12 protein-coding genes and 1 other RNA gene are annotated in these 19890 nt (G+C 66.4%); 8 read left to right on the top strand and 5 right to left on the bottom strand.

What is annotated here, in order from left to right; translation table 11 throughout:
* The first annotated feature begins 18 nt into the window (after positions 1 to 18).
* Positions 19 to 4245, top strand: a complete 4227-nt coding sequence (gene rpoC / locus ACFOMD_RS05590; protein WP_380858132.1) for a DNA-directed RNA polymerase subunit beta' — start codon at positions 19 to 21, stop codon at positions 4243 to 4245.
* 179 nt (positions 4246 to 4424) lie between these two features.
* On the opposite strand, the gene ACFOMD_RS05585 is transcribed toward rpoC, so the two are convergent.
* On the bottom strand, positions 4425 to 6326 hold the full coding sequence (locus ACFOMD_RS05585; RefSeq protein ID WP_380858129.1) for an ABC-F family ATP-binding cassette domain-containing protein: 1902 nt from the start codon (positions 6324 to 6326) through the stop codon (positions 4425 to 4427).
* Positions 6327 to 6551: 225 nt separating this feature from the next.
* Here ACFOMD_RS05585 and ACFOMD_RS05580 point away from each other — a divergent pair, with 225 nt between their 5' ends.
* Positions 6552 to 9395, top strand: a complete 2844-nt coding sequence (locus tag ACFOMD_RS05580) for a TonB-dependent receptor (protein WP_380858126.1) — start codon at positions 6552 to 6554, stop codon at positions 9393 to 9395.
* 126 nt (positions 9396 to 9521) lie between these two features.
* Here the strand turns inward: ACFOMD_RS05580 and ACFOMD_RS05575 are convergent, their stop codons facing one another.
* Together ACFOMD_RS05575 and ACFOMD_RS05570 are read right to left on the bottom strand one after the other, a co-directional pair.
* Positions 9522 to 10040: a hypothetical protein gene (locus ACFOMD_RS05575; protein WP_380858123.1), complete on the bottom strand. Its 519-nt coding sequence runs from the start codon at positions 10038 to 10040 to the stop codon at positions 9522 to 9524.
* Between the two features lie 71 nt (positions 10041 to 10111).
* A complete protein-coding gene (locus ACFOMD_RS05570; RefSeq protein WP_380858120.1) occupies positions 10112 to 10507 on the bottom strand; it encodes a hypothetical protein in 396 nt (131 codons plus the stop codon).
* Between the two features lie 141 nt (positions 10508 to 10648).
* Here ACFOMD_RS05570 and ACFOMD_RS05565 point away from each other — a divergent pair, with 141 nt between their 5' ends.
* Positions 10649 to 11809 (top strand): glycosyltransferase family 4 protein, encoded by a 1161-nt coding sequence (locus tag ACFOMD_RS05565; protein ID WP_380858117.1) that lies wholly within the window; start codon positions 10649 to 10651, stop codon positions 11807 to 11809.
* Positions 11810 to 12005: 196 nt separating this feature from the next.
* Here ACFOMD_RS05565 and ACFOMD_RS05560 read toward each other — a convergent pair whose 3' ends face one another.
* Positions 12006 to 12494 (bottom strand): MgtC/SapB family protein, encoded by a 489-nt coding sequence (locus tag ACFOMD_RS05560; RefSeq protein WP_380858114.1) that lies wholly within the window; start codon positions 12492 to 12494, stop codon positions 12006 to 12008.
* 129 nt (positions 12495 to 12623) lie between these two features.
* On the opposite strand from ACFOMD_RS05560, the gene ACFOMD_RS05555 reads away from it, so the two are divergent.
* The 4 genes from ACFOMD_RS05555 (at position 12624) to ssrA (ending at position 18619) form a co-directional block, all read left to right on the top strand.
* Positions 12624 to 13457 carry an ImuA family protein gene (locus ACFOMD_RS05555; protein WP_380858111.1) on the top strand — a complete coding sequence of 278 codons (834 nt, stop codon included), beginning with the start codon at positions 12624 to 12626 and terminating at the stop codon, positions 13455 to 13457.
* Positions 13417 to 14832, top strand: a complete 1416-nt coding sequence (locus tag ACFOMD_RS05550; RefSeq protein ID WP_380859574.1) for a Y-family DNA polymerase — start codon at positions 13417 to 13419, stop codon at positions 14830 to 14832. The genes ACFOMD_RS05555 and ACFOMD_RS05550 overlap by 41 nt, the downstream gene beginning before the upstream one ends.
* Positions 14829 to 18134, top strand: a complete 3306-nt coding sequence (locus ACFOMD_RS05545) for an error-prone DNA polymerase (protein WP_380858108.1) — start codon at positions 14829 to 14831, stop codon at positions 18132 to 18134. Before ACFOMD_RS05550 ends, ACFOMD_RS05545 begins: the two co-directional genes overlap by 4 nt.
* A gap of 116 nt (positions 18135 to 18250) precedes the next feature.
* Positions 18251 to 18619: a transfer-messenger RNA gene (gene ssrA, locus ACFOMD_RS05540) on the top strand.
* A 50-nt stretch (positions 18620 to 18669) separates the two neighbouring features.
* Here the strand turns inward: ssrA and ACFOMD_RS05535 are convergent.
* The gene (locus ACFOMD_RS05535; RefSeq protein ID WP_380858105.1) at positions 18670 to 19212 is read right to left on the bottom strand and encodes a DUF2939 domain-containing protein; all 543 of its coding nucleotides are present in this window, start codon (positions 19210 to 19212) and stop codon (positions 18670 to 18672) included.
* Positions 19213 to 19394: 182 nt separating this feature from the next.
* On the opposite strand from ACFOMD_RS05535, the gene ACFOMD_RS05530 reads away from it, so the two are divergent.
* Positions 19395 to 19889: an SspB family protein gene (locus ACFOMD_RS05530; protein WP_380858102.1), complete on the top strand. Its 495-nt coding sequence runs from the start codon at positions 19395 to 19397 to the stop codon at positions 19887 to 19889.
* The last annotated feature ends 1 nt before the right edge of the window (position 19890 follow it).

Genomic DNA, 19890 nt, shown 5'->3' with positions numbered 1-19890 from the left:
GAGAAGTAAGGACTGGCCATGAACCAGGAACTGATGAACTTCTTCAACCCGGCGGCGAAGCCGGAGACGTTCGATCGCATCCAGATCTCGATCGCGTCGCCCGACCGCATCCGCTCGTGGTCCTTCGGCGAGATCAAGAAGCCGGAGACGATCAACTACCGGACCTTCAAGCCGGAGCGCGACGGCCTGTTTTGCGCCCGCATCTTTGGTCCGATCAAGGACTATGAATGCTTGTGCGGCAAGTACAAGCGCATGAAGTACAAGGGAATCGTCTGCGAGAAGTGCGGCGTCGAGGTGACCGTCTCGAAGGTCCGCCGCGAGCGCATGGGCCACATTGAGCTGGCCGCGCCGGTCGCGCACATCTGGTTCCTGAAGTCGCTGCCGAGCCGCATCGGCATGCTGCTCGACATGCCGCTCAAGGACCTCGAGCGCGTGCTGTACTTCGAACAATATGTCGTGATCGAGCCCGGCCTGACCGCGCTGAAGAAGTTCCAGCTCCTCACCGAAGACGAGCTGCTCGAGCAGCAGGAACTTAACGGCGAGGACGCCTTCACCGCCGGCATCGGCGCCGAGGCGATCCGCAAGCTGCTCGAGGATCTCGACCTCGAGGGCGAGATGGTCGTGCTCAAGGAAGAGCTGGCGACCACCAAGTCGGAGCTGAAGCCGAAGAAGATCATCAAGCGGATGAAGATCGTCGAGAGCTTCATCGAATCGGGCAACCGCCCCGAGTGGATGATCCTCCAGGTCGTCCCCGTGATCCCGCCCGAGCTGCGCCCGCTGGTGCCGCTCGACGGCGGCCGCTTCGCGACGTCGGACCTCAACGATCTCTATCGCCGCGTCATCAACCGCAACAACCGCCTGAAGCGGCTCATCGAGCTGCGCGCGCCGGACATCATCGTCCGCAACGAGAAGCGCATGCTTCAGGAAGCGGTCGACGCGCTGTTTGACAACGGCCGTCGCGGCCGGACGATCACCGGCGCCAACAAGCGTCCGCTGAAGTCGCTGTCCGACATGCTGAAGGGCAAGCAGGGCCGCTTCCGCCAGAACCTGCTCGGCAAGCGCGTCGACTATTCGGGCCGCTCGGTCATCGTGACCGGCCCGGAGCTGAAGCTGCATCAATGCGGCCTGCCGAAGAAGATGGCGCTCGAGCTGTTCAAGCCGTTCATCTATTCGCGCCTCGACGCCAAGGGTCTGTCGATGACCCTGAAGCAGGCGAAGAAGTGGGTCGAAAAGGAGCGCAAGGAAGTCTGGGACATCCTCGACGAGGTGATCCGCGAGCATCCGGTGCTGCTGAACCGCGCGCCGACGCTCCACCGCCTCGGCATCCAGGCGTTCGAGCCGGTGCTGATCGAGGGCAAGGCCATCCAGCTTCACCCGCTGGTCTGCGCCGCCTTCAATGCCGACTTCGACGGCGACCAGATGGCCGTTCACGTTCCGCTGAGCCTCGAGGCGCAGCTGGAAGCGCGCGTCCTGATGATGTCGACCAACAACATCCTGTCGCCCGCGAACGGCAAGCCGATCATCGTGCCGTCGCAGGACATGGTGCTCGGTCTCTACTACCTCTCGATGGAGCGGCAGGAGAAGGAGCCGGAGTTCATCGAGCTTCCGGACGGCACCAAGCAGGAGAAGCTGCAGCTGTTCTCGGACATCACCGAGGTACACCAGGCGCTCGCGGCGAAGGCCGTCACCCTGCACACGCGCATCGTCAGCCGCGTGCCGCAGACCGACGAGCAGGGCCGCAGCTACATGAAGCGCGCGGTGACCACGCCGGGCCGCATGCTGCTCGGCGAGACGCTGCCGAAGTCGCACAAGGTGCCGTTCGAGACCGTCAACCGCCTCCTGACCAAGAAGGAGATCGGCGACGTCATCGACACCGTCTATCGCCACACCGGCCAGAAGGAGACGGTGCTGTTCGCCGACGCCATCATGGCGCTCGGTTTCCGGCACGCGTTCCAGGCGGGCATCAGCTTCGGCAAGGATGACATGATCATCCCCGAGGAGAAGGTGGTGCTGGTCGACGAGACCAAGGCTCTCGTGAAGGACTATGAGCAGCAGTATCAGGACGGCCTGATCACGCAGGGCGAGAAATACAACAAGGTCGTCGACGCCTGGGCGCGTTGCGGTGACCGTGTCGCCGACGCGATGATGAAGCAGATCAGCGCCAAGCGGATCGACAAGGGCCACGAGCGGCAGATCAATTCGATCTACATGATGGCGCACTCGGGCGCCCGCGGTTCGCAGGCGCAGATGAAGCAGCTCGCCGGCATGCGCGGCCTCATGGCCAAGCCGTCGGGCGAGATCATCGAGACGCCGATCATCTCGAACTTCAAGGAGGGCCTGACCGTTCTTGAATACTTCAACTCGACCCACGGCGCCCGTAAGGGCCTCGCGGACACCGCGTTGAAGACCGCGAACTCGGGCTATCTGACGCGTCGCCTCGTCGATGTCAGCCAGGACTGCGTCGTTATCCAGGAGGATTGCGGCACGGAGAAGTTCCTGAAGATGGCGGCGATCGTCGAGGGCGGCACCACCATCGTGTCGCTCGGCGAGCGCATCCTGGGCCGCACCACGGCCGAGGACGTCGTCGACCCGAAGACCAACGAGATCATCGTTGAATCGGGCGCACTGCTCTCGGAAGCCGAGACGGCGCGCATCGAGAAGGCGGCGGTGGTGTCGGTGAACATCCGCTCGCCGCTGGTCTGCGAGACGGTGCAGGGCGTCTGCTCGAAGTGCTACGGCCGCGACCTCGCGCGCGGTACGCCGGTCAACGCCGGCGAGGCCGTGGGCGTCATCGCCGCCCAGTCGATCGGCGAGCCGGGCACCCAGCTCACCATGCGTACCTTCCACATCGGTGGCGCGGCGCAGGTGAGCGAGCAGTCGACCTTGGAATCGCCGGTCGACGGTGTCGTCAAGTACAAGGAAATGAACACGCTGAAGGACAGCCGTGGGCGCCTCATCGCGATGAGCCGCAACGGCGAACTCGCGATCGTCGACATGGACGGCCGCGAGCGTTCGGTTCATCGCCTGCCGTTCGGCGCCACGCTGCTCCACGAAGAGGGCGGCACGGTGTCGAAGGGCGATCGCCTCGCCGAGTGGGATCCGTACACGCTGCCGATCATCACCGAGAAGTCGGGTACGATTAAGTACCAGGACCTCATCGAAGGCGTCTCGCTCAGCGAGAACGTCGACGAGGCCACCGGCATCACCAACAAGGTGATCGTCGACTTCCGCTCGGGCGGCAAGAAGGAGCACGCCGACCTGCGTCCGCGCATCACCCTGCTCGACGAGAGCTCGGGCGAGAGCGGGCGTTACCTGCTGTCGGTCGACGCCATTCTGTCGGTCAACGATGGTGACAAGGTCCATGCCGGCGACGTGATCGCGCGTATTCCGCGCGAAGCCGCCAAGACCCGCGACATCACCGGCGGTCTGCCGCGCGTCGCCGAGCTGTTCGAGGCCCGCAAGCCGAAGGACAATGCGGTGATCGCCAAGATCGACGGCCGCGTCGAATTCGGCAAGGATTACAAGACCAAGCGTCGCGTGATCCTGCGTCCGGAAGACCCCTCGCTGGAGCCGGTCGAGTATATGGTGCCGAAGGGCAAGCATATCGCCGTCCAGGAAGGCGACTTCATCAAGCGCGGCGATTACCTGATCGACGGCAACCCGGATCCGCACGATATCCTCGACGTGCTCGGCATCGAGCCGCTCGCCGAATATCTCGTGGCGGAAATCCAGGAGGTCTATCGACTGCAGGGCGTGAAGATCAACGACAAGCACATCGAGGTGATCGTTCGCCAGATGCTGCAGAAGGTCGAGATCACCAAGTCGGGCGACACCACGCTGCTGGTCGGCGAACAGGTGGACCTCGAGGAGATGAACGAGATCAACGCCAAGACCGGCGGCGAGCCCGCCGAGGGCAAGCCGATCCTGCTCGGCATCACCAAGGCGTCGCTGCAGACCCGCAGCTTCATCTCGGCGGCGTCGTTCCAGGAGACCACCCGCGTCCTCACCGAGGCGGCGGTCCAGGGCAAGATCGACACGCTTAACGGCCTCAAGGAGAATGTGATCGTCGGTCGTCTCATCCCCGCCGGTACCGGCGCGGCGATGAACCGCCTGCGCGTGACCGCCAACTCGCGCGACGCGGCGATCCGCGCGGCGCAGAAGCCGGTGGTCGAAGAGAAGGTCGAGATCCCGGCCGAACTCGCCGCGCCGCAGAGCCCGCTCGCCGAGGTTCAGCCCGAGGAGTAAGGCTCGGCCGAAAGGCCGACAGAAAAGGCCCCGCCGGAGCGATCCGGCGGGGCTTTTTCGTTGGGGGTGATTTTCTCCCGGAAACGGGGAGGGGGACCCTGCGCAGCGGGGTGGAGGGGCAGCGGCGGCGGTTACCCCTCCACCGCCTGCGGCGGTCCCCCTCCCCTTGCAGGGGAGGATCAGGGGTTTGCCTTCTCCACCGCTTCCTCGGCCGCCATCCAGCGCGCTTCGGCGTCGGCGAGCAGCCGGTCGAGCGCGCCGCGCTCGCGCATCAGTTCGCTCGATGAGGCGTTTCGATCGGCACCGGTCGCCGTCTTCGGATCGAACAGCGCCTGGTCGATGGCGCTGCGGCGGGCGGTGAGGCGCGTCACTTCGGCTTCGGCATCCTTGGCCGCCTTGCGCAGGCCCTGGCTGCGCTCGCGCGCTTCGGCGGCGAGGCGGCGCTCTTCCTTCTTGTTGACGGCGGGGCCGCCGGACTTGCCGCCGCCGCCGCTAGTGCCGCCCTTGCCGAGCACCATGTCGGTATAGTCGTCGAGACTGCCGGCGAAGTCGGTGGCGGTGCCGCCGTCGACCAGCACCAGCCGGTCGGCCGCCGCCTCGACCATGTGACGGTCGTGGCTGACGATCACCACCGCGCCTTCATAGTCGTTGAGCGCGCGGACCAGCGCCTCGCGCGCGTCGACGTCGAGGTGGTTGGTCGGCTCGTCGAGGATGAGCAGGTGCGGCGCCTCGCGGGTGATCAGCGCCAGCGCGAGGCGGGCGCGCTCGCCGCCCGACATCTTGCCGACCTGCTGCGTGGCCATGTCGCCGCTGAAGCCGAAGCGCCCGAGTTGCGCGCGCACCGCCGCCGGGCTCGCGCCCTTCATCAGCCGGGTCATATGCTCCAAGGGCGTGTCGTCGCGCTGAAGCTCCTCGACCTGATACTGGGTGAAATAGCCGACGCGCATGCGGCCGGCGGTGGCGAAATGCCCCTCCATCGGCTTGATCTGCGCGGCGAGCAGGCGGGCGAGCGTGGTCTTGCCGTTGCCGTTGCGGCCCAACAGCGCGATGCGCTCGTCGGGGTCCATGCGCAGGTCGAGCCGCGACAGGATCACCTTGTCGCCATAGCCGGCGGCGGCCATGTCGAGCTGCACCAGCGGGGGTTTGAGCGGCGGCGGCGACGGGAAGTCGAACACCAGCGACGGGTCGTTCACCACCTCGGCGATCGGCTGCATCCGGGCCAGCGCCTTGGCGCGCGACTGCGCCTGCTTGGCGGTCGAGGCGCGCGCCGAGTTGCGGGCGATATAGTCCTGAAGCTTAGCGCGCTGCGCCTGCTGCGCTTCGCGGGCGGCGGCCAATTGCGCGGCGCGCTCGTTGCGCTGCCGCTCGAAGGCATCATAGCCGCCCGGGTAGAGGGTGATCTTGCCGCGCTCCAGATGAAGGATGTGATCGACGACGTTGTTCAGGAGGTCGCGCTCGTGGCTGATCACCACCATCATGCCGCGGTACGACTTGAGGAAGCTTTCGAGCCACAGGGTCGCTTCGAGGTCGAGGTGGTTGGACGGCTCGTCGAGCAGCAGCAGGTCGGGCTGTGAGAACAGCAGCGCGGCGAGCGCGACGCGCATCTTCCAGCCGCCCGAGAAGCTGTCGAGCGGCCGGTGCTGCATGTCCTCGTCGAAGCCGAGGCCCACGAGGATGCGCGCGGCGCGGGCCGGCGCGGTGTGCGCGTCGATCGCGGTCAGCCGCTCGTGGATGTCGGCGATGCGGTGCATCGCGTCCTCGTCCTCGCCCGAATGGTCGAGGCCCTCTTCCTCGGCGAGAAGCGCGGCGCGTTCGAGGTCCGCGGCGAGCACCGTTTCGAACGGCGTCGCGGTGCCGCTCGGCGCTTCCTGCGCGATATAGCCGATCCGCAGCGCCTTCGGCATCTCGATGCCGCCCTCGTCGGTCTCGCCGGAACCGGCGATGAGGCGCATGAGCGTCGACTTGCCGGCGCCGTTGCGGCCGATCAGGCCAATGCGCGAGCGACCGGGTAGCGCGGCGGTGGCGCGGTCGAGGATGGTGCGGCCGCCGAGGCGCACGGTGATGCCGTTCAGGTTGAGCATGGCGGGGCCTCTAGCACAGGGTTTCGCCTGGTTCGACCGCTGACCTGCCAAAAGCGCGATGTTGCCCAAAATGGGCGTGTTCAGAGCGCGCCGGCGGAACAGGCGCCGCTACACAGCGCATTCGATTACACCGGGGTAACGAGGTTGCGTTGCGTTGCGTCGCCAGCTTCCCGGCAAGTCCAACACAGGGCGAACGCCCGCTTTGAACCCCGGGGAATTCCATCGATGCTGAACCGCCGTCACCTGAAGCAGGCGCTCGTCGCCAGCGCGTCTTTCGCCGCGCTCGTCGCCGCCAACCCGTCGTTCGCGCAGGAAGCGGCCCCCGCCGCTGATGCCGCCGTCGTCGACGACAGCGGCATCGAGGAAATCGTCGTCACCGCGCAGCGGCAGGCGGAATCGCTTCAGGACGTGCCGATCGCCGTGACCGCCTTTACCGGCGAGACGCTGGCGGCGCAGCAGATCGAGAACACCGCCGACCTGCAGCTGTCGCTCCCCAACATCACCTTCACCAAGACCAACTTCACCTCGTCGAACTTCTCGATCCGCGGCATCGGTGAATCGGTGGTCTCGACCTCGGCCGACCAGGGCGTCGGCGTCCATATCAACGACATGCCGGTCAACAGCCCCCGCCTGTTCGAGATCGAGTTCTTCGACCTCGAGCGGCTGGAGGTGCTGCGCGGCCCGCAGGGCACGCTGTTCGGTCGCAACGCCACCGGCGGCGTGGTCAACCTGATCACCGCGCGCCCGAAGCGCGACTTCGGCGCCTCGGCGGATGTCGAATATGGCAACTACGACTCGCTGAAGCTCAACGGCATGATCAACGTGCCGGTCGGCGAGACGCTCGGCTTCCGCGTCGCGGGCATTTACACCAAGCGCGACGGCTACACGAAGAACCTGTTCGACGGATCGGACATCGACGGCCGTGACAGCTATGCGCTGCGCGGCACCGTGCGCTGGGAGCCGACCGACACGACCAGCATCGACCTGATCGGCCAGTATTTCCGCGAGGATTCGAACCGCTCGCGCATCCAGAAGCAGCTCTGCCGCCGCGACCCGAGCGGCGTGCTCGGCTGCTCGCCCGACCGCCTCGCCAACGAGACGGTCAACGGCAACTCGACGCTCGCCGGCATCGCCACCAGCGCCGAGTTCCTGCGCATCGCCGGCGCCGCGCCGCTGGCGCCGTTCGCGCTGGGCAGCGTCTATGGCGCTGACGCCTATGCGGGCGTCACGGTGCCGGGCGACCTGCGGACGGTGAATCTCGACTACAGCCCGACCTACAAGGCCGACGAGACCATCCTGATGGCGAAGCTGGAGCATGACTTCGGCAACATCACCTTGAACGTCACCGGCGGCTATCAGGACACCTCCGTCCGCTCGCGCACCGACTACAACCTCACCGTCGGTAACTCGCTCGCCACCAACCCCGGCTTCAACGCGTTCCGCGCGCTGTTCCCGACGGCGGGCCGCGTGACGCAGGGCGCCAACATCTGCGTGTCGGACGTGAACAGCGGCTTCGCCGGCTATATCGGCGGCTTTCAGGACCGCTGCTCGCCGAACCCGATCGAATATGACCAGTCGAACCTCGGCGCGCGCCAGTACAGCTTCGAGGCGCACATCGACTCGCAGTTCGACGGGCCGTTCAACTTCTTGTTGGGGGGCATCTATTTCGACACCAAGTCGGACAGCGATTACTATATCGCCGCCTCGGCGCTCGACTATGCCTCGGTGCTGCTCGGCGGCGGCGTCGGCGGCCAGGCTTCGCCGATCTATGACAACCAGGTCGGCGAATATCGCCTGAAGGCCTATGCGGCGTTCGGTGAAGGCTATTACGAGGTCAGCGACCAGGTGAAGCTGACGCTGGGTCTCCGATACACCGTCGACGACAAGTCGGTGAGCGACCGCCAGTCGCCGCTGCTGACCGCCGGCCGCGTGCCGTTCGGCACCACCACCATCCCGGCGGCGTTCCGCGAGAGCGACGTGAAGTTCGAGCGGCTCACGGGCCGCGCCGTCATCGACTGGAAGCCCAGCGACGACAGCCTGCTCTATGCGTCCTATTCGCGCGGCTACAAGGGCGGCGGCATCAACCCGCCGTTCAACCCGGCGCTGTTCGCCGCGCCGGTCAACTTCAAGCCCGAGACGATCAACGCCTTTGAAATCGGCAGCAAGAACGTGCTGCTCGACGGCACGCTGCGCGCCAACGTCACGGCCTTCTACTACGACTACAAGGACTATCAGGTCAGCCGGATCATCAACCGCACGTCGTTCAACGACAACACCGACGCGACGGTCTACGGCCTCGAGGGCGAGTTCATCGTGGCGCCGATCCGCGCGCTGCAGTTCAACATGAACGCGTCCTATCTGAAGACCAAGATCAAGGATCTGCAGCTGGTCGATGCGCGCGATCCGTCGGGTGGCCGGTCGGACGTGGTGATCATCAAGGACCTGACCAACGCGTCCAACTGCGCCGTCGTGCCGACCGCGGCCGGCGCGCCGCGTGCAGACGCGATCGTCAACGCGGTCAACGCGGCGATCGGCCTGCGCCCGACGCAGGCGATCCAGGGCACCAGCACCACCGGCGCCTTCTCGGTGTGCAGCGCGCTGCAGGGCGCGCTGGCGACCACCGGCGTCAACCCGGCGCTGGCGGTGAGTGCGGCCAATCCGGCGTTGTCGAACCTCTACACCGTCTCGGACGGCGTCGCGGTCGACCTCAGCGGTAACGAGCTGCAGAATTCGCCCGAGTTCAAGTTCGCGGTCGGCGCCCAGTACACGCACGACTTCGAGAACGACATGAGCCTCGTGGCGCGTGTCGATTACTCGTTCACCGGCGACTATTATGGCCGCAACTTCAACCGCAACATCGACCGGATCAGCAGCTACGACGTGATGAACGCGCAGCTGACGCTGAACGGACCCGACCAGCGCTGGTACCTGCGCGGCTTCGTGCAGAACCTGACCAAGAACGATGCGGTGACCGGCATGTACGTGACCGACCCGGCGACGGGCCTGTTCACCAACGTCTTCACCCTCGAGCCGCGCCGCTACGGCATCGCCGCCGGCGTGCGCTTCTAAAAGACCCCAGCCACCTTCACGATCCTCCCCAAGGGTTCAGAAAACGGCTGGCAAACTGGGCGGGCTTCCTCAACGGGAAGTCCGCCCATTCTTTTCCCGGCGATGATTGGGGGCGAGGCGGGAGCCTCAGGCGGCGCGCTTGTCGTCCTCGACGAGGGCCAGCGGCGCGCCGTTCATCGGCACCATGATGCCGGCTTCGCTGAACACGGTCGCGAGGCGCGCGATCTCGCCCGCCTGCTTGCGCAGCATCTGATAGACGATCGGCTTCTGGCCGATGCCGTTGACGAAGGTGAGCACGCCGCGGCGGTCGCGCTTCAGGATGCCCTCGCCGATCAGCGCGTTGACCTTGCGCCGCGCCGTCTCGCGCGGCAGGCCGGTAGCGATCGAGATCGACGCGACGTTGCACGGGCTCATCAGCTCGTCGGGCAGGGTCTGCCGCAGGTCGGCGATCTCGCCGGTCTCGTCGTTGCGGATGGCGCGTTCGAGCGTGCTGGCGACGACGGCGAGGATGATCATTACCCGGTCGTTGTCCTCGCCATAGACGCGGCGATACTCCTCGACGATGCGGAGGCCGGAAATGGCGAGCTGCAGCCCGATCTTGCGGAGCTGCATGTCGGCGCGGGCGTCATCGATCTGGAACTTCATCGTTTCGCCCCTAGCGTGCTGGGGGGCGAAGGCAAAGGGCGCGTAGTGACGCGCCCCCGCCGCAGGCCGTTTCAATTATAGTCGAGAGACACCCTGAGCACGCCGACATAGTCGCCGGCGCTGGCGGCATTCGCCACCGGCTGGTCGAGCGCGAGGCCGAGGCGGGCGCCGCCGCTCCCCGTTGAATGGACGACGGTGCGCACCGCCAGCTCATCGGCGCGGGCGAGGCCGTAGAGGCTCAAATGCGTCGGGACGGAAAGCGACAGGCTGCGGCCTTCGCGGTCGACACCGGCGGTCGGCAGGCCGACGAGCTTCGGCATCTCGGGCGCGGCGGTCGTCAGGCTATGCGTTGGCCCCATCGGCGAGGGGACGTACATTCCAGCATCGACCGCCTCCGGCCAGGCGAAGGCCAGCGCGAACGCGAGGGGCAGGGCATGCGTCAGGCGCACGGCGGAAGCATGAGACATCGGGGGCAAGGCTCGCTTCTTTCATCGTCATCATCTGCCGAACCACCGTGGCCGGCAACCACGGGGAATAACGGTGCCGTAACGGAAAGCTTGAGGGGCGGGGCTTTCGGAATCGCAACGATCGCGGGTAAAAGCCGCGAAATGCAGTCCTCAGAACTTCGAATTGCCCTGTTCACGGGCAACTACAATTACGTCCGCGACGGCGCCAACCAGGCGCTGAACCGCCTTGTGCGCTATGTCGAAAGCCAGGGCGCGACGGTGCGCGTCTATTCGCCGACGACCGACACGCCCGCCTTCGAGCCGGCGGGAACCTTGGTGTCGATCCCATCGGTGCCGCTACCCGGCCGCGGCGAATACCGGCTGGGCTTCGGCCTCGCCGGCGGCGCCAAGGCCGACGTGAAGCGCTTCGACCCGCATGTCGTGCACATCGCGTCGCCCGACATCGTCGGCCACCGCGCCGCGACTTGGGGCCGCCGCAACGGCGTGCCCGTCGTGGCGAGCGTCCACACGCGGTTCGAGACCTATTTCCGCTACTACCGCGGCGCCTGGCTGCAGACGGTGGGCGAGACAATCCTACGCCGGCTCTATCGCCGCTGCCACGAAATCTACGCGCCGAGCGAGAGCATGGCGGCGGTGCTGACCGACCAGCGCATGTCGCGCCGTGTCGCGATCTGGAGCCGGGGCATCGACAAGGTGATGTTCAACCCGGCGCGCCGCGACCTCGAATGGCGCCGGTCGATCGGTATCGGCGACGACGAGGTGGTTGTGCTGTTCGTCGCGCGGCTGGTGCTCGAAAAGGGCCTGGACGTGCTGGCGGCGACGCTGGCCAAGCTCGACGAGCGCGGCGTGCCCTACAAGGCGCTGGTGGTCGGCGAGGGACCGGCGCGGCCGTGGATCGAGGCGCAGGCGCCGCAGGCGATCTTCGCCGGCTACCAGACGGGCACCAATCTCGCCCGCGCCTATGCGTCGTCGGACCTGATGTTCAACCCGTCGTCGACCGAGACGTTCGGCAACGTGACCTTGGAAGCGATGGCGAGCGGCCTGCCGGTCGTCGCCGCGCGCGCCACCGGTTCGCTGAGCCTCGTTGCCGACGGCATCAACGGCATCCTGACCAGCCCCGACGATGTCGATGCCAGCGCCGATGCCATCGCTTATTATGTCGCCAATCCGGAAGCGCGCGCGACGGCGGGTGCGGCGGGGCTGGCGGCGGCGCAGCGCTATGACTGGGACCGCATCAATCAGGGCATGCTCGACCGCTATCTGCGCGTCGCCGAGGTGGGGCAGCGGCTGAAAAAGAGCTGATGCTGCCGACACCTAAGTGGAAATACAGGTCGTAGTTTCCCGCAATCGTGATCGTTACGCTGCTGGTGCATTCAGCGGTTGTCGGACGGGCCTTGACCCTGAAGACGCCTCGCACCGGCCTCCCCTGTTCCGGATTTCGACGAGGCTCCTTGTTGAGTAGCGTTTGCGTACCCAGCGGGATCCTGCACCTGACGGCTTAGTCCAAGCTTTCAGGTGCGGGGTCCCGCTTTTTTCGGGGCGCATGATTCTCGAACAGCCGCACCGCCGTCAGCAGCGCGACGCCAATCGCCGTCGTCGCCGCCACCAGCGCATATTGGCCGGCACCCGAGGCCACGCCGACGGCGGTCGCCAACCACAGGTTCGCCGCCGAGGTCATGTTCTTCACCCCGCCGCCGCGGTTCACGAAGATCATGCCGGCGGCGATGAAGCCGATCGCCTGCGCGAGGCCCTGCACGACGCGCAAAGGGTCGGTGGCCGGGTCACCCGCCGTCCAGAGCTGCACATGGATTTCCAGCGCCGAATAGGTGATCGCCGCCGAACTGAGGCTGACCAGCGCATGGGTGCGCAGGCCCGCCGGGATGCCCTTCAGCTCGCGGTCGAGGCCGAGGATGAGGCCGACGACGGCGGCGACGCCGAGGCGTAGCAGCATATCGGGGATCGACAGGTTCAGATCGGCGGCGGTCATGATGGGGAGACGGCTGCGCCGCCCCGACGGTTCCCGCTTTCTGTCATCAAAGTGTCATGGAGGTGCGTGGCACCGAGGGCGTGCGGCGGCGTTGACTCTTGCACCCTGAATCGAACAAAACAGGAACAAATGACCATGAGTCGAGTCGCCACGGAACCGACCTCGCTGTCCGATCTGCGCCAGGTGGTGGCGCGGATCGAGGGACATCCGCGGCTGCTCGCCGCCGAGGAAGCGGCGGGCGAGGCGGCATGGCGACTGGGCGTGGCCGAGGTGGATTTGGCGCTCGGCGGGCGGCTGGCGCGGACGCTGCACGCGCTGCGCGCCGCGGAGATCGGCGACGTGCCGGCGGCGCAGGGGTTCGCGCTGGCGATGGCCTCACAAAGCGCCAGCCGCGGCGGGCTGCTGTGGGTGTCGACGGCGAGGCACGCGCATGAATGGGGGCACCCTTATGCCCCCGGCCTCGTCCGCTACGGCTGCGACCCCGCGCAGCTGCTGGTGGTCGAGGCCAAGAAGGCGTCGGAGGGCGGCTGGGCGCTGGAGGAGGCGCTGAAGTGCGGTGCCTTCGGGCTGCTGATCGGCACCGGCCTCGCGCTCGACTTCACCGCCTCGCGGCGGCTGGCGCTGGCGGCGGCGGAGCGGGCGACGCCCTGCCTGCTCGTCGATGGGCCGGGGCAGGATCTGCCGTCCGCCGCCTCGACGATCTGGCGGGTCGCGGCGCGCCTGTCGGGCGGGGACATTTATGATGTCGAGGCGCCGGGGCTCCCGCGCTGGCGCGTCGAACTGGCACGGTCGCGGGGCAGCGCCCCGGCCGGCCCTTGGGAGCTTGACTGGGATGAGCAGACGCATCGTTTCGCTCTGGCTGCCGCACCTGCCGATCGAGCGGCTGCGCCGGAAACGGGGCCGCGCGCACCGGCCGTCGCGGGTGCCGTTCGCGCTGAGCGAGGCCGGGCCGCACGGGCTTGAGGTCGCGGCGCTGAACGCCCCCGCCACCGCGCTCGGCCTGTTCGCCGGGCAGCGGCTCGCCGACGCGCGCGCGATGGTGCCCGAGCTTCATATCGAGCCGATCGACCGCGAGGCCGATGCCGATTTCCTCGCGCGGCTCGCCGGCTGGTGCCTGCGCTTCACGCCGGTGGTGGCGATCGACGGCCGCGACGCGCTGTTCCTCGACATCGAGGGGGTGAGCCATCTGTTCGGCGGCGAGAAACGGCTGCTCGGCGAACTCACCGAGCGGCTGCGCACCATCGGCCTCAGCCCGCAGGCGGCGATCGCCGGCACGGCGGGGGCGGCCTGGGCGCTGGCACGCTTCGACAATGGCCGGATCGTCGCGTCCGATCGCGCGGCGACACGGGAGGCGCTGGCGCCGCTGCCGGTTGCCGGGCTGCGGCTGTCGGCGGCGAACGTCGATTTGCTCGCGCGCTTCGGGCTGCGGCGGATCGGCGAACTGCTGGGGATCGAGCGGCGGGCGCTGACCGCGCGGCTGCGCGACGACAGCGTGCTGCGGCTCGACCGCGCGCTCGGCGACGCGCCCGAGCCGCTCGACCCGATCGAGCCGCCGGCGCCGCACCGCGTCGTTCGCCGCTTCGCCGCCCCCATCCTCGAGGCGGCGCAGATCGAGAACTGGCTGGAGCTGCTGGCGAAGCAACTGGCGGCGAAGCTGCGGGCGGCGGGCCTCGGCGCGCGGCACATGCGTTTCGGCGCGACCTGCACCGACGGGGAATCGAGCGGCTTCGAGCTGCGCTTCGGGCTGCCGACCCGATCGGTCGCGCATGTCATGCGACTGGCGCGCGACCGCATCGAGACGATCGTCCCCGGCTTCGGTATCGACGCGCTGCGGCTGGAGGCGCTGCTGGTCGAGCCGCTGTCGGTCGAACAAGCCGGGCTGATGGCCAGCCGCGAGGCGCGCGACCGGCTGGCCTATGCCGATCTGGTGGCGAACCGGCTGGGGCGAGAGCGGGTGTTCGGGATCGCCGCGCACGGCAGCCATATTCCCGAGCGCGCCGCCCGCCATGTCGCGCCCGCCGAGGCCGAATGGAGCGACGCGCCGGGGCGCGGCAACCGCCCGCCGCAACTGCTCGATCCGCCCGAGGCCGTCGAGGTGGCGCTTGCCGAAGTCCCCGATGGCCCGCCGCAAGCGTTCACCTGGCGGCGTATCCGCCATGACGTCGCCCGGGCCATGGGCCCCGAGCGCATCGCCCCCGAATGGTGGCGCCGCGAGGAGCGGCCTCGGGATTATTTCATTGTCGAAGGCGACGCCGGCCGCCGCTTCTGGCTGTTCCGGCGCGGCGTCTTTGGCGACGAGCCGCCGCCGAGCTGGCACATGCACGGCCTGTTCCCGTGACCGGCTATGCCGAACTGCAGGTGGCGACGGGCTTCTCGTTTCTGGAGGGGGCGAGTCATGCAAACGAGCTGGTCCCTCGCGCCGTCGAACTGGGCCTCGCGGCGATCGGTGTTACCGATCGCAATACATTTGCGGGCGTCGTGCGCATGCACAAGGAAGCCCGGCTAATCCGCGATTACCCGCTGATCGTCGGCTGCCGGTTGGTGCTTCGGGACGGCGCCGAAATGTTGGCTTGGCCGACAGATCGCGATGCGTTCGGTCGCTTATGTCGGCTGCTTACGCGTGGTAAAATGCGGGCGCCCAAGAACAAATGCGATCTCGGTATTGATGATGTTGCCGAGTTTTCGCAGGGGACAGTTTTCGCGCATCTGCCACGCTTCGACATTGAGGCGGGCGTTGGCCCGGCGGCCCGTCAGCTTCACCTACTTCGTGAACGATTGCAGGGGCCGCTCTATCTGGTCGCCAATCACCTCTATCAAGGCGACGATCGTCGACGCATCGCCTTCCTCGACCGTACGGCGATCACGGCAGGTGTTCCCCTGCTCGCGACGAATGATATCCGCTACCACGATTCTTCGCGTCGCGAACTGGCTGATGTGGTCACCTGCATTCGGGAAAAATGCAAACTCATCGATGCCGGCTTTCATCTGGCGGCGAATGCCGAACGTCATCTGAAGCCACCCGCGGAGATGGCCCGATTGTTCAAAGGTTATGAGCATGCGCTGAGGGCAACGCTGAATATCGCCGAGGCGTGCCGCTTCGACATGCGTCAGGTTTCCTACCAATATCCAGACGAGCCGGTTCCTCCGGGTCTTTCACCTCAGGCTCACCTTGAGAATCTGGTTCGTGAGGGCGCGCAGCGTCTATTTCCGGCTGGCATTCCGGCCAAGGTGGAAAAGAGCATCAACGACGAATTGACCTTCGTCGCCAAGCGAAACTACGCCCCTTATTTTCTCACCGTCCACGATATCGTTCGATGGGCGCGCAACCCCGATAACGGTAATCCGCCCATTCTCTGCCAAGGGCGCGGGTCCGCTGCCAATTCGGTGATCTGCTTCTGCCTCGACATCACCAATGTGAACCCGGTCGAGGTCGACCTGCTGTTCGAACGTTTCCTGTCAGCGGATGAAAGCGGCACCGACCCGCCCGATATCGATGTCGATTTCGAGCATGAGCGCCGCGAAGAGGTCATCCAATATATCTACGGTCGCTATGGGCGCGACCGGGCCGGGATTGCCGCGACGGTCATCCATTTTCGGCCGCGCCTGGCGTTGCGCGAAGTAGGCAAGGTTCTGGGCCTGACTGAAGATGTCACCCGTGCTTTGGTCAGTACGATCTGGGGTTCCTATGGCAGCGGCCCCGACGAGGAGCGCCTCACCAAAATCGGCATGTCGCCTGACGATATGCGCATTGCCAAGACGTTGGAATTGGCGGGGTTATTGAACGGCATGCCGCGCCATCTGTCGCAGCATGTCGGGGGCTTCGTCATCACGCGCGGATTGCTCGAGGAAACTGTCCCCATCGGCAACGCAGCGATGGAAAACCGGACCTTTATCGAATGGGACAAGGACGACATCGATGTCTTGAACATCTTCAAGATCGATGTGCTCGCCTTGGGGATGCTGACCTGCATCCAGAAGAGCTTCGATCTGATCAAGGCGCACAAAGGGAAGCGCATCGATCTGAAGTCGCTCGAGCCGACCGACACCAAGGTCTACGACATGATCTGTGCGGCAGACACGATCGGCGTCTTCCAGATCGAGAGCCGGGCGCAGATGAACATGCTGCCGCGGCTGAAGCCGCGAAAATGGTATGATCTGGTGGTCGAAGTCGCAATCGTTCGCCCGGGACCGATCCAGGGCGATATGGTTCACCCCTATCTTCGCCGGCGTGATGGATTGGAAAAAGCGCTATATCCGCCGCGGAAAGATGGCGGCGATAACGAATTAGAGCCAATCCTCAACAAGACGCTCGGCGTGCCGCTGTTTCAGGAACAGGCAATGCGGATCGCCATGGTGGCGGCGGAGTTTTCGCACGAAGAAGCGCATGAGCTCCGCAAGGCGATGGCGACTTTCCGCAATCGCGGCATCATCAGCAACCATGAAGAACGGATGGTCGAGCACATGGTGAAGCGCGGCTACGACCGCGATTTTGCCCAGCGCTGCTTCAACCAGATCAAAGGTTTCGGGGAGTATGGCTTCCCCGAGAGCCACGCGGCCTCGTTTGCGCACCTGGTTTACATCTCGTCGTGGATCAAATGCTTCCACCCCGAGGTGTTCTGCGCCGCTCTCCTGAACTCGCAGCCGATGGGCTTTTACGCGCCGGCGCAGATCGTGCGGGATGCGGAGGAGCATGGGGTGGAGGTTCGGCCGCCGTGCATCAATGCATCGGACTGGGATTGCACGCTGGAGCCGCAGGGCGGCGGGCGGTTCGCGGTGCGGCTGGGGCTGCGGCAGATCGATGGGCTGGCGGAGACCGCCGGCGAATGGATCGCGGCGCATCGGGGTGACGGCTACCGTGACTTCGACGATTTCCTCCACCGTGCCGACCTCGGCATCAAGGCGCTGAACGCGCTGGCGAAGGCCGATGCCTTTCATTCGCTGGGGCTCGACCGGCGGCAGGGGCTGTGGGCGGCGAAGAAAGTGGTGACGTTGAAGCCGTTGCCGCTGTTTGCTGAACAAGGCGAGCGGCGGGCCGATCCGACGGTGGCGCTGCCGCTGCTCACCGCCAGCGAGAATGTCATCGACGATTATCGCGCCACGCGGCTGTCGCTGCGCGGGCATCCGATGGAGTTTCTGCGGCCGATCTATGCGCGCCAGGGGGTGATGACCTGCGCCGAGGTGGCCAAGGCGAAGCATGGCGCGCGCATCTGCGTGGCAGGCGTCGTGCTGATCCGGCAGCGGCCGGGCGGGTCGGGGGTCGTGTTCATCACCGTCGAGGACGAGACCGGCATCGCCAACATCGTCGTCTGGCCGCGGCTGTTCGAGCAGTTCCGCCCGGTGGTGATGGCGGCGCGGGTGATGGTGATCCAGGGGACGGTCGAGCGGCTCGACCGCGAGCGGGCGCCGAAGCCCTTGCACCCGGTGGAGGGCGAACATGGCCCGGCGGTGCCGATCGTCCATATCGTCGCGCGGTCGATGCGCGACGTGTCGCATGACCTGACCCGCCTGTCCGACCAGGAGGCGCCGATGCCGGTGGCGCCCGCCGACCATGTGAAGCGGCCGCTGCCCGGATCGTGGCAAACCGGCGGGCGGCACCCGCGCGATGTGCGGGTGGTGCCGAAGAGCCGGGATTTCCACTGAGATATCCTCCCCGGAACGGAGAGGGGGGCCCTGCGCAGCAGGGTGGAGGGGCCGGCGCTTCCACCCCTCCACCGCCTGCGGCGGTCCCCCTCCCCTTCCAGGGGAGGAGCGGGTGGCACCTTGTCCCCCGCGCTCAGCAGTCCTATATCAGAGGTGCCGGGCTTGCCCGGATATGGCGATAAATGGCGTCGTGAAATAGGCGCAGCGGACCCGGGGGCGGTACCCGGCGGCTCCACCAGTTTTCCAACGTTTGCCTGCCGGGTTGTCGCCCGCAGGCCGGCGGAACGAGGGGGCCGAACTAGGATCGACGTGTGTTGAAAGACGAATGCTTTCGCCCGGCCTGAATGAGCCGTTAAACCGTTCAAATCCACAAATGCCAACGACAACGAGGCATTCGCGATTGCAGCGTAACTAAGTCCTAACGGACGAAGTTAAACTGGCCAAAAGCGCGGTAGGGACCACACCGGGCAACAGAAGTGGAAACCGGCGGGCTGGGGAGCCCCGAGCAACAGAAGCTCCCCACCTTTCCCAAATTTTAAGCGTCCGCCGCCGGCTCGTCGTTGAGCTGGATGCCGCTCAGCTTCCACGACAGCAGCCCGCTGCGATGGAAGATCAGCTCAGGCGCGCGCGCGTCATTCTCGTTGACCAGCCGAAATTCGGAGAGGCCGCGCCAGTCGACGGTCGTGTTCTCGAACAGCTTCCTGATCGACGAGGGGTTGGACGGGTCGACGTCGCGCAGCGCCGAATCGCGCATGCGTTCGAAAATCAGCTTCAGCGCCTCAGGGCTGACCGCGCCGTCGACCATGCGGTCGGCGAGCAGCATGCCGAGCGCCATGCCCGCCGCGCCTGCGGTATCGCCGACATCGCCGCGCTCCTCGATCGCGCCGAGCATCTCCTCCTGCACCGAGGATTTCATGTCGTTCCGGATCGCTTCGAAATCGACGTAGGACGCGAATTTGGCGTCGTCGCGCTCGGCCACCGCCGCCGACATCTGCGCCAGCGTATAATAGGGCGAGGCGGCAAACAGCCCGCCGGCCAGCGCCGCGGCGATCACCAGCCAAACCATCAACCGGCCCATTCACTTCCTCCCCGCTTCGATTGCGGGCGCGACGCTACAGGACCGCGCCCGCCAGCCGAAGCCCTAATCTTCCCCGCGAGGCCCCTATCTTCCCCGCGAGGGTGGATGGGATTTTTCGTCGCTGCCGCTTGACCGGCCCCTCCCGCCGCGCCACCTAGGCGGCGACCGCTGGGAGCCCCTTCATGAACAGCGAAACGCCGCCCGAAAGCCTCATTCCGTACGACGAGATCGTGCAGGAAGCCTTGCGCTCGGTCGTGCGGCGCGTGCTGACCGACATCGAGGCGGCCGGCGGGCTGCCCGGCAATCATCATTTCTACATCGCGTTCAAGACGCGCGCGCCGGGCGTCGATCTGCCGAAGCATCTGTCGGAGCGCTATCCCGACGAGATGACCATCGTCATCCAGCACCGCTATTGGGATCTGCAGATCCTCGAGGACCAGTTCTCGATCGGCCTGTCGTTCAACCAGGTGCCGGCCAAGCTAACCATCCCCTATTCGGCGATCACCGGTTTCGTCGATCCGGCGGTCAATTTCGCGCTGCAGTTCCAGGCGCCGGTGATCGAGGACGAGGACGGCGAGGAGGCCGAGCCCGCGCCGGTGCCGCTGACCGCCGAAGAGGTCGCCGCCCGCGAGGACGGGTCGAACGTCGTCACGCTCGACGCGTTCCGGAAAAAATAGC

Source organism: Sphingoaurantiacus capsulatus, from assembly GCF_042648405.1.
Lineage (GTDB): Bacteria > Pseudomonadota > Alphaproteobacteria > Sphingomonadales > Sphingomonadaceae > Sphingoaurantiacus > Sphingoaurantiacus capsulatus.
Note: the sequence above shows the minus strand (reverse complement) of the source record. Positions and strands in the feature narration are given on the sequence as shown.

What these genes read in the sequence shown, in the direction of transcription:
- ACFOMD_RS05530 (WP_380858102.1), top strand. Translation starts at nt 19,395, where the DNA reads ATGAACAGCGAAACGCCGCCCGAAAGCCTCATTCCGTACGACGAGATC.
- ACFOMD_RS05575 (WP_380858123.1), bottom strand. Translation starts at nt 10,040, where the DNA reads ATGAAGTTCCAGATCGATGACGCCCGCGCCGACATGCAGCTCCGCAAG.
- rpoC (WP_380858132.1), top strand. Translation starts at nt 19, where the DNA reads ATGAACCAGGAACTGATGAACTTCTTCAACCCGGCGGCGAAGCCGGAG.
- ACFOMD_RS05585 (WP_380858129.1), bottom strand. Translation starts at nt 6,326, where the DNA reads ATGCTCAACCTGAACGGCATCACCGTGCGCCTCGGCGGCCGCACCATC.
- ACFOMD_RS05565 (WP_380858117.1), top strand. Translation starts at nt 10,649, where the DNA reads ATGCAGTCCTCAGAACTTCGAATTGCCCTGTTCACGGGCAACTACAAT.
- ACFOMD_RS05560 (WP_380858114.1), bottom strand. Translation starts at nt 12,494, where the DNA reads ATGACCGCCGCCGATCTGAACCTGTCGATCCCCGATATGCTGCTACGC.
- ACFOMD_RS05555 (WP_380858111.1), top strand. Translation starts at nt 12,624, where the DNA reads ATGACCATGAGTCGAGTCGCCACGGAACCGACCTCGCTGTCCGATCTG.
- ACFOMD_RS05580 (WP_380858126.1), top strand. Translation starts at nt 6,552, where the DNA reads ATGCTGAACCGCCGTCACCTGAAGCAGGCGCTCGTCGCCAGCGCGTCT.
- ACFOMD_RS05535 (WP_380858105.1), bottom strand. Translation starts at nt 19,212, where the DNA reads ATGGGCCGGTTGATGGTTTGGCTGGTGATCGCCGCGGCGCTGGCCGGC.
- ACFOMD_RS05570 (WP_380858120.1), bottom strand. Translation starts at nt 10,507, where the DNA reads ATGTCTCATGCTTCCGCCGTGCGCCTGACGCATGCCCTGCCCCTCGCG.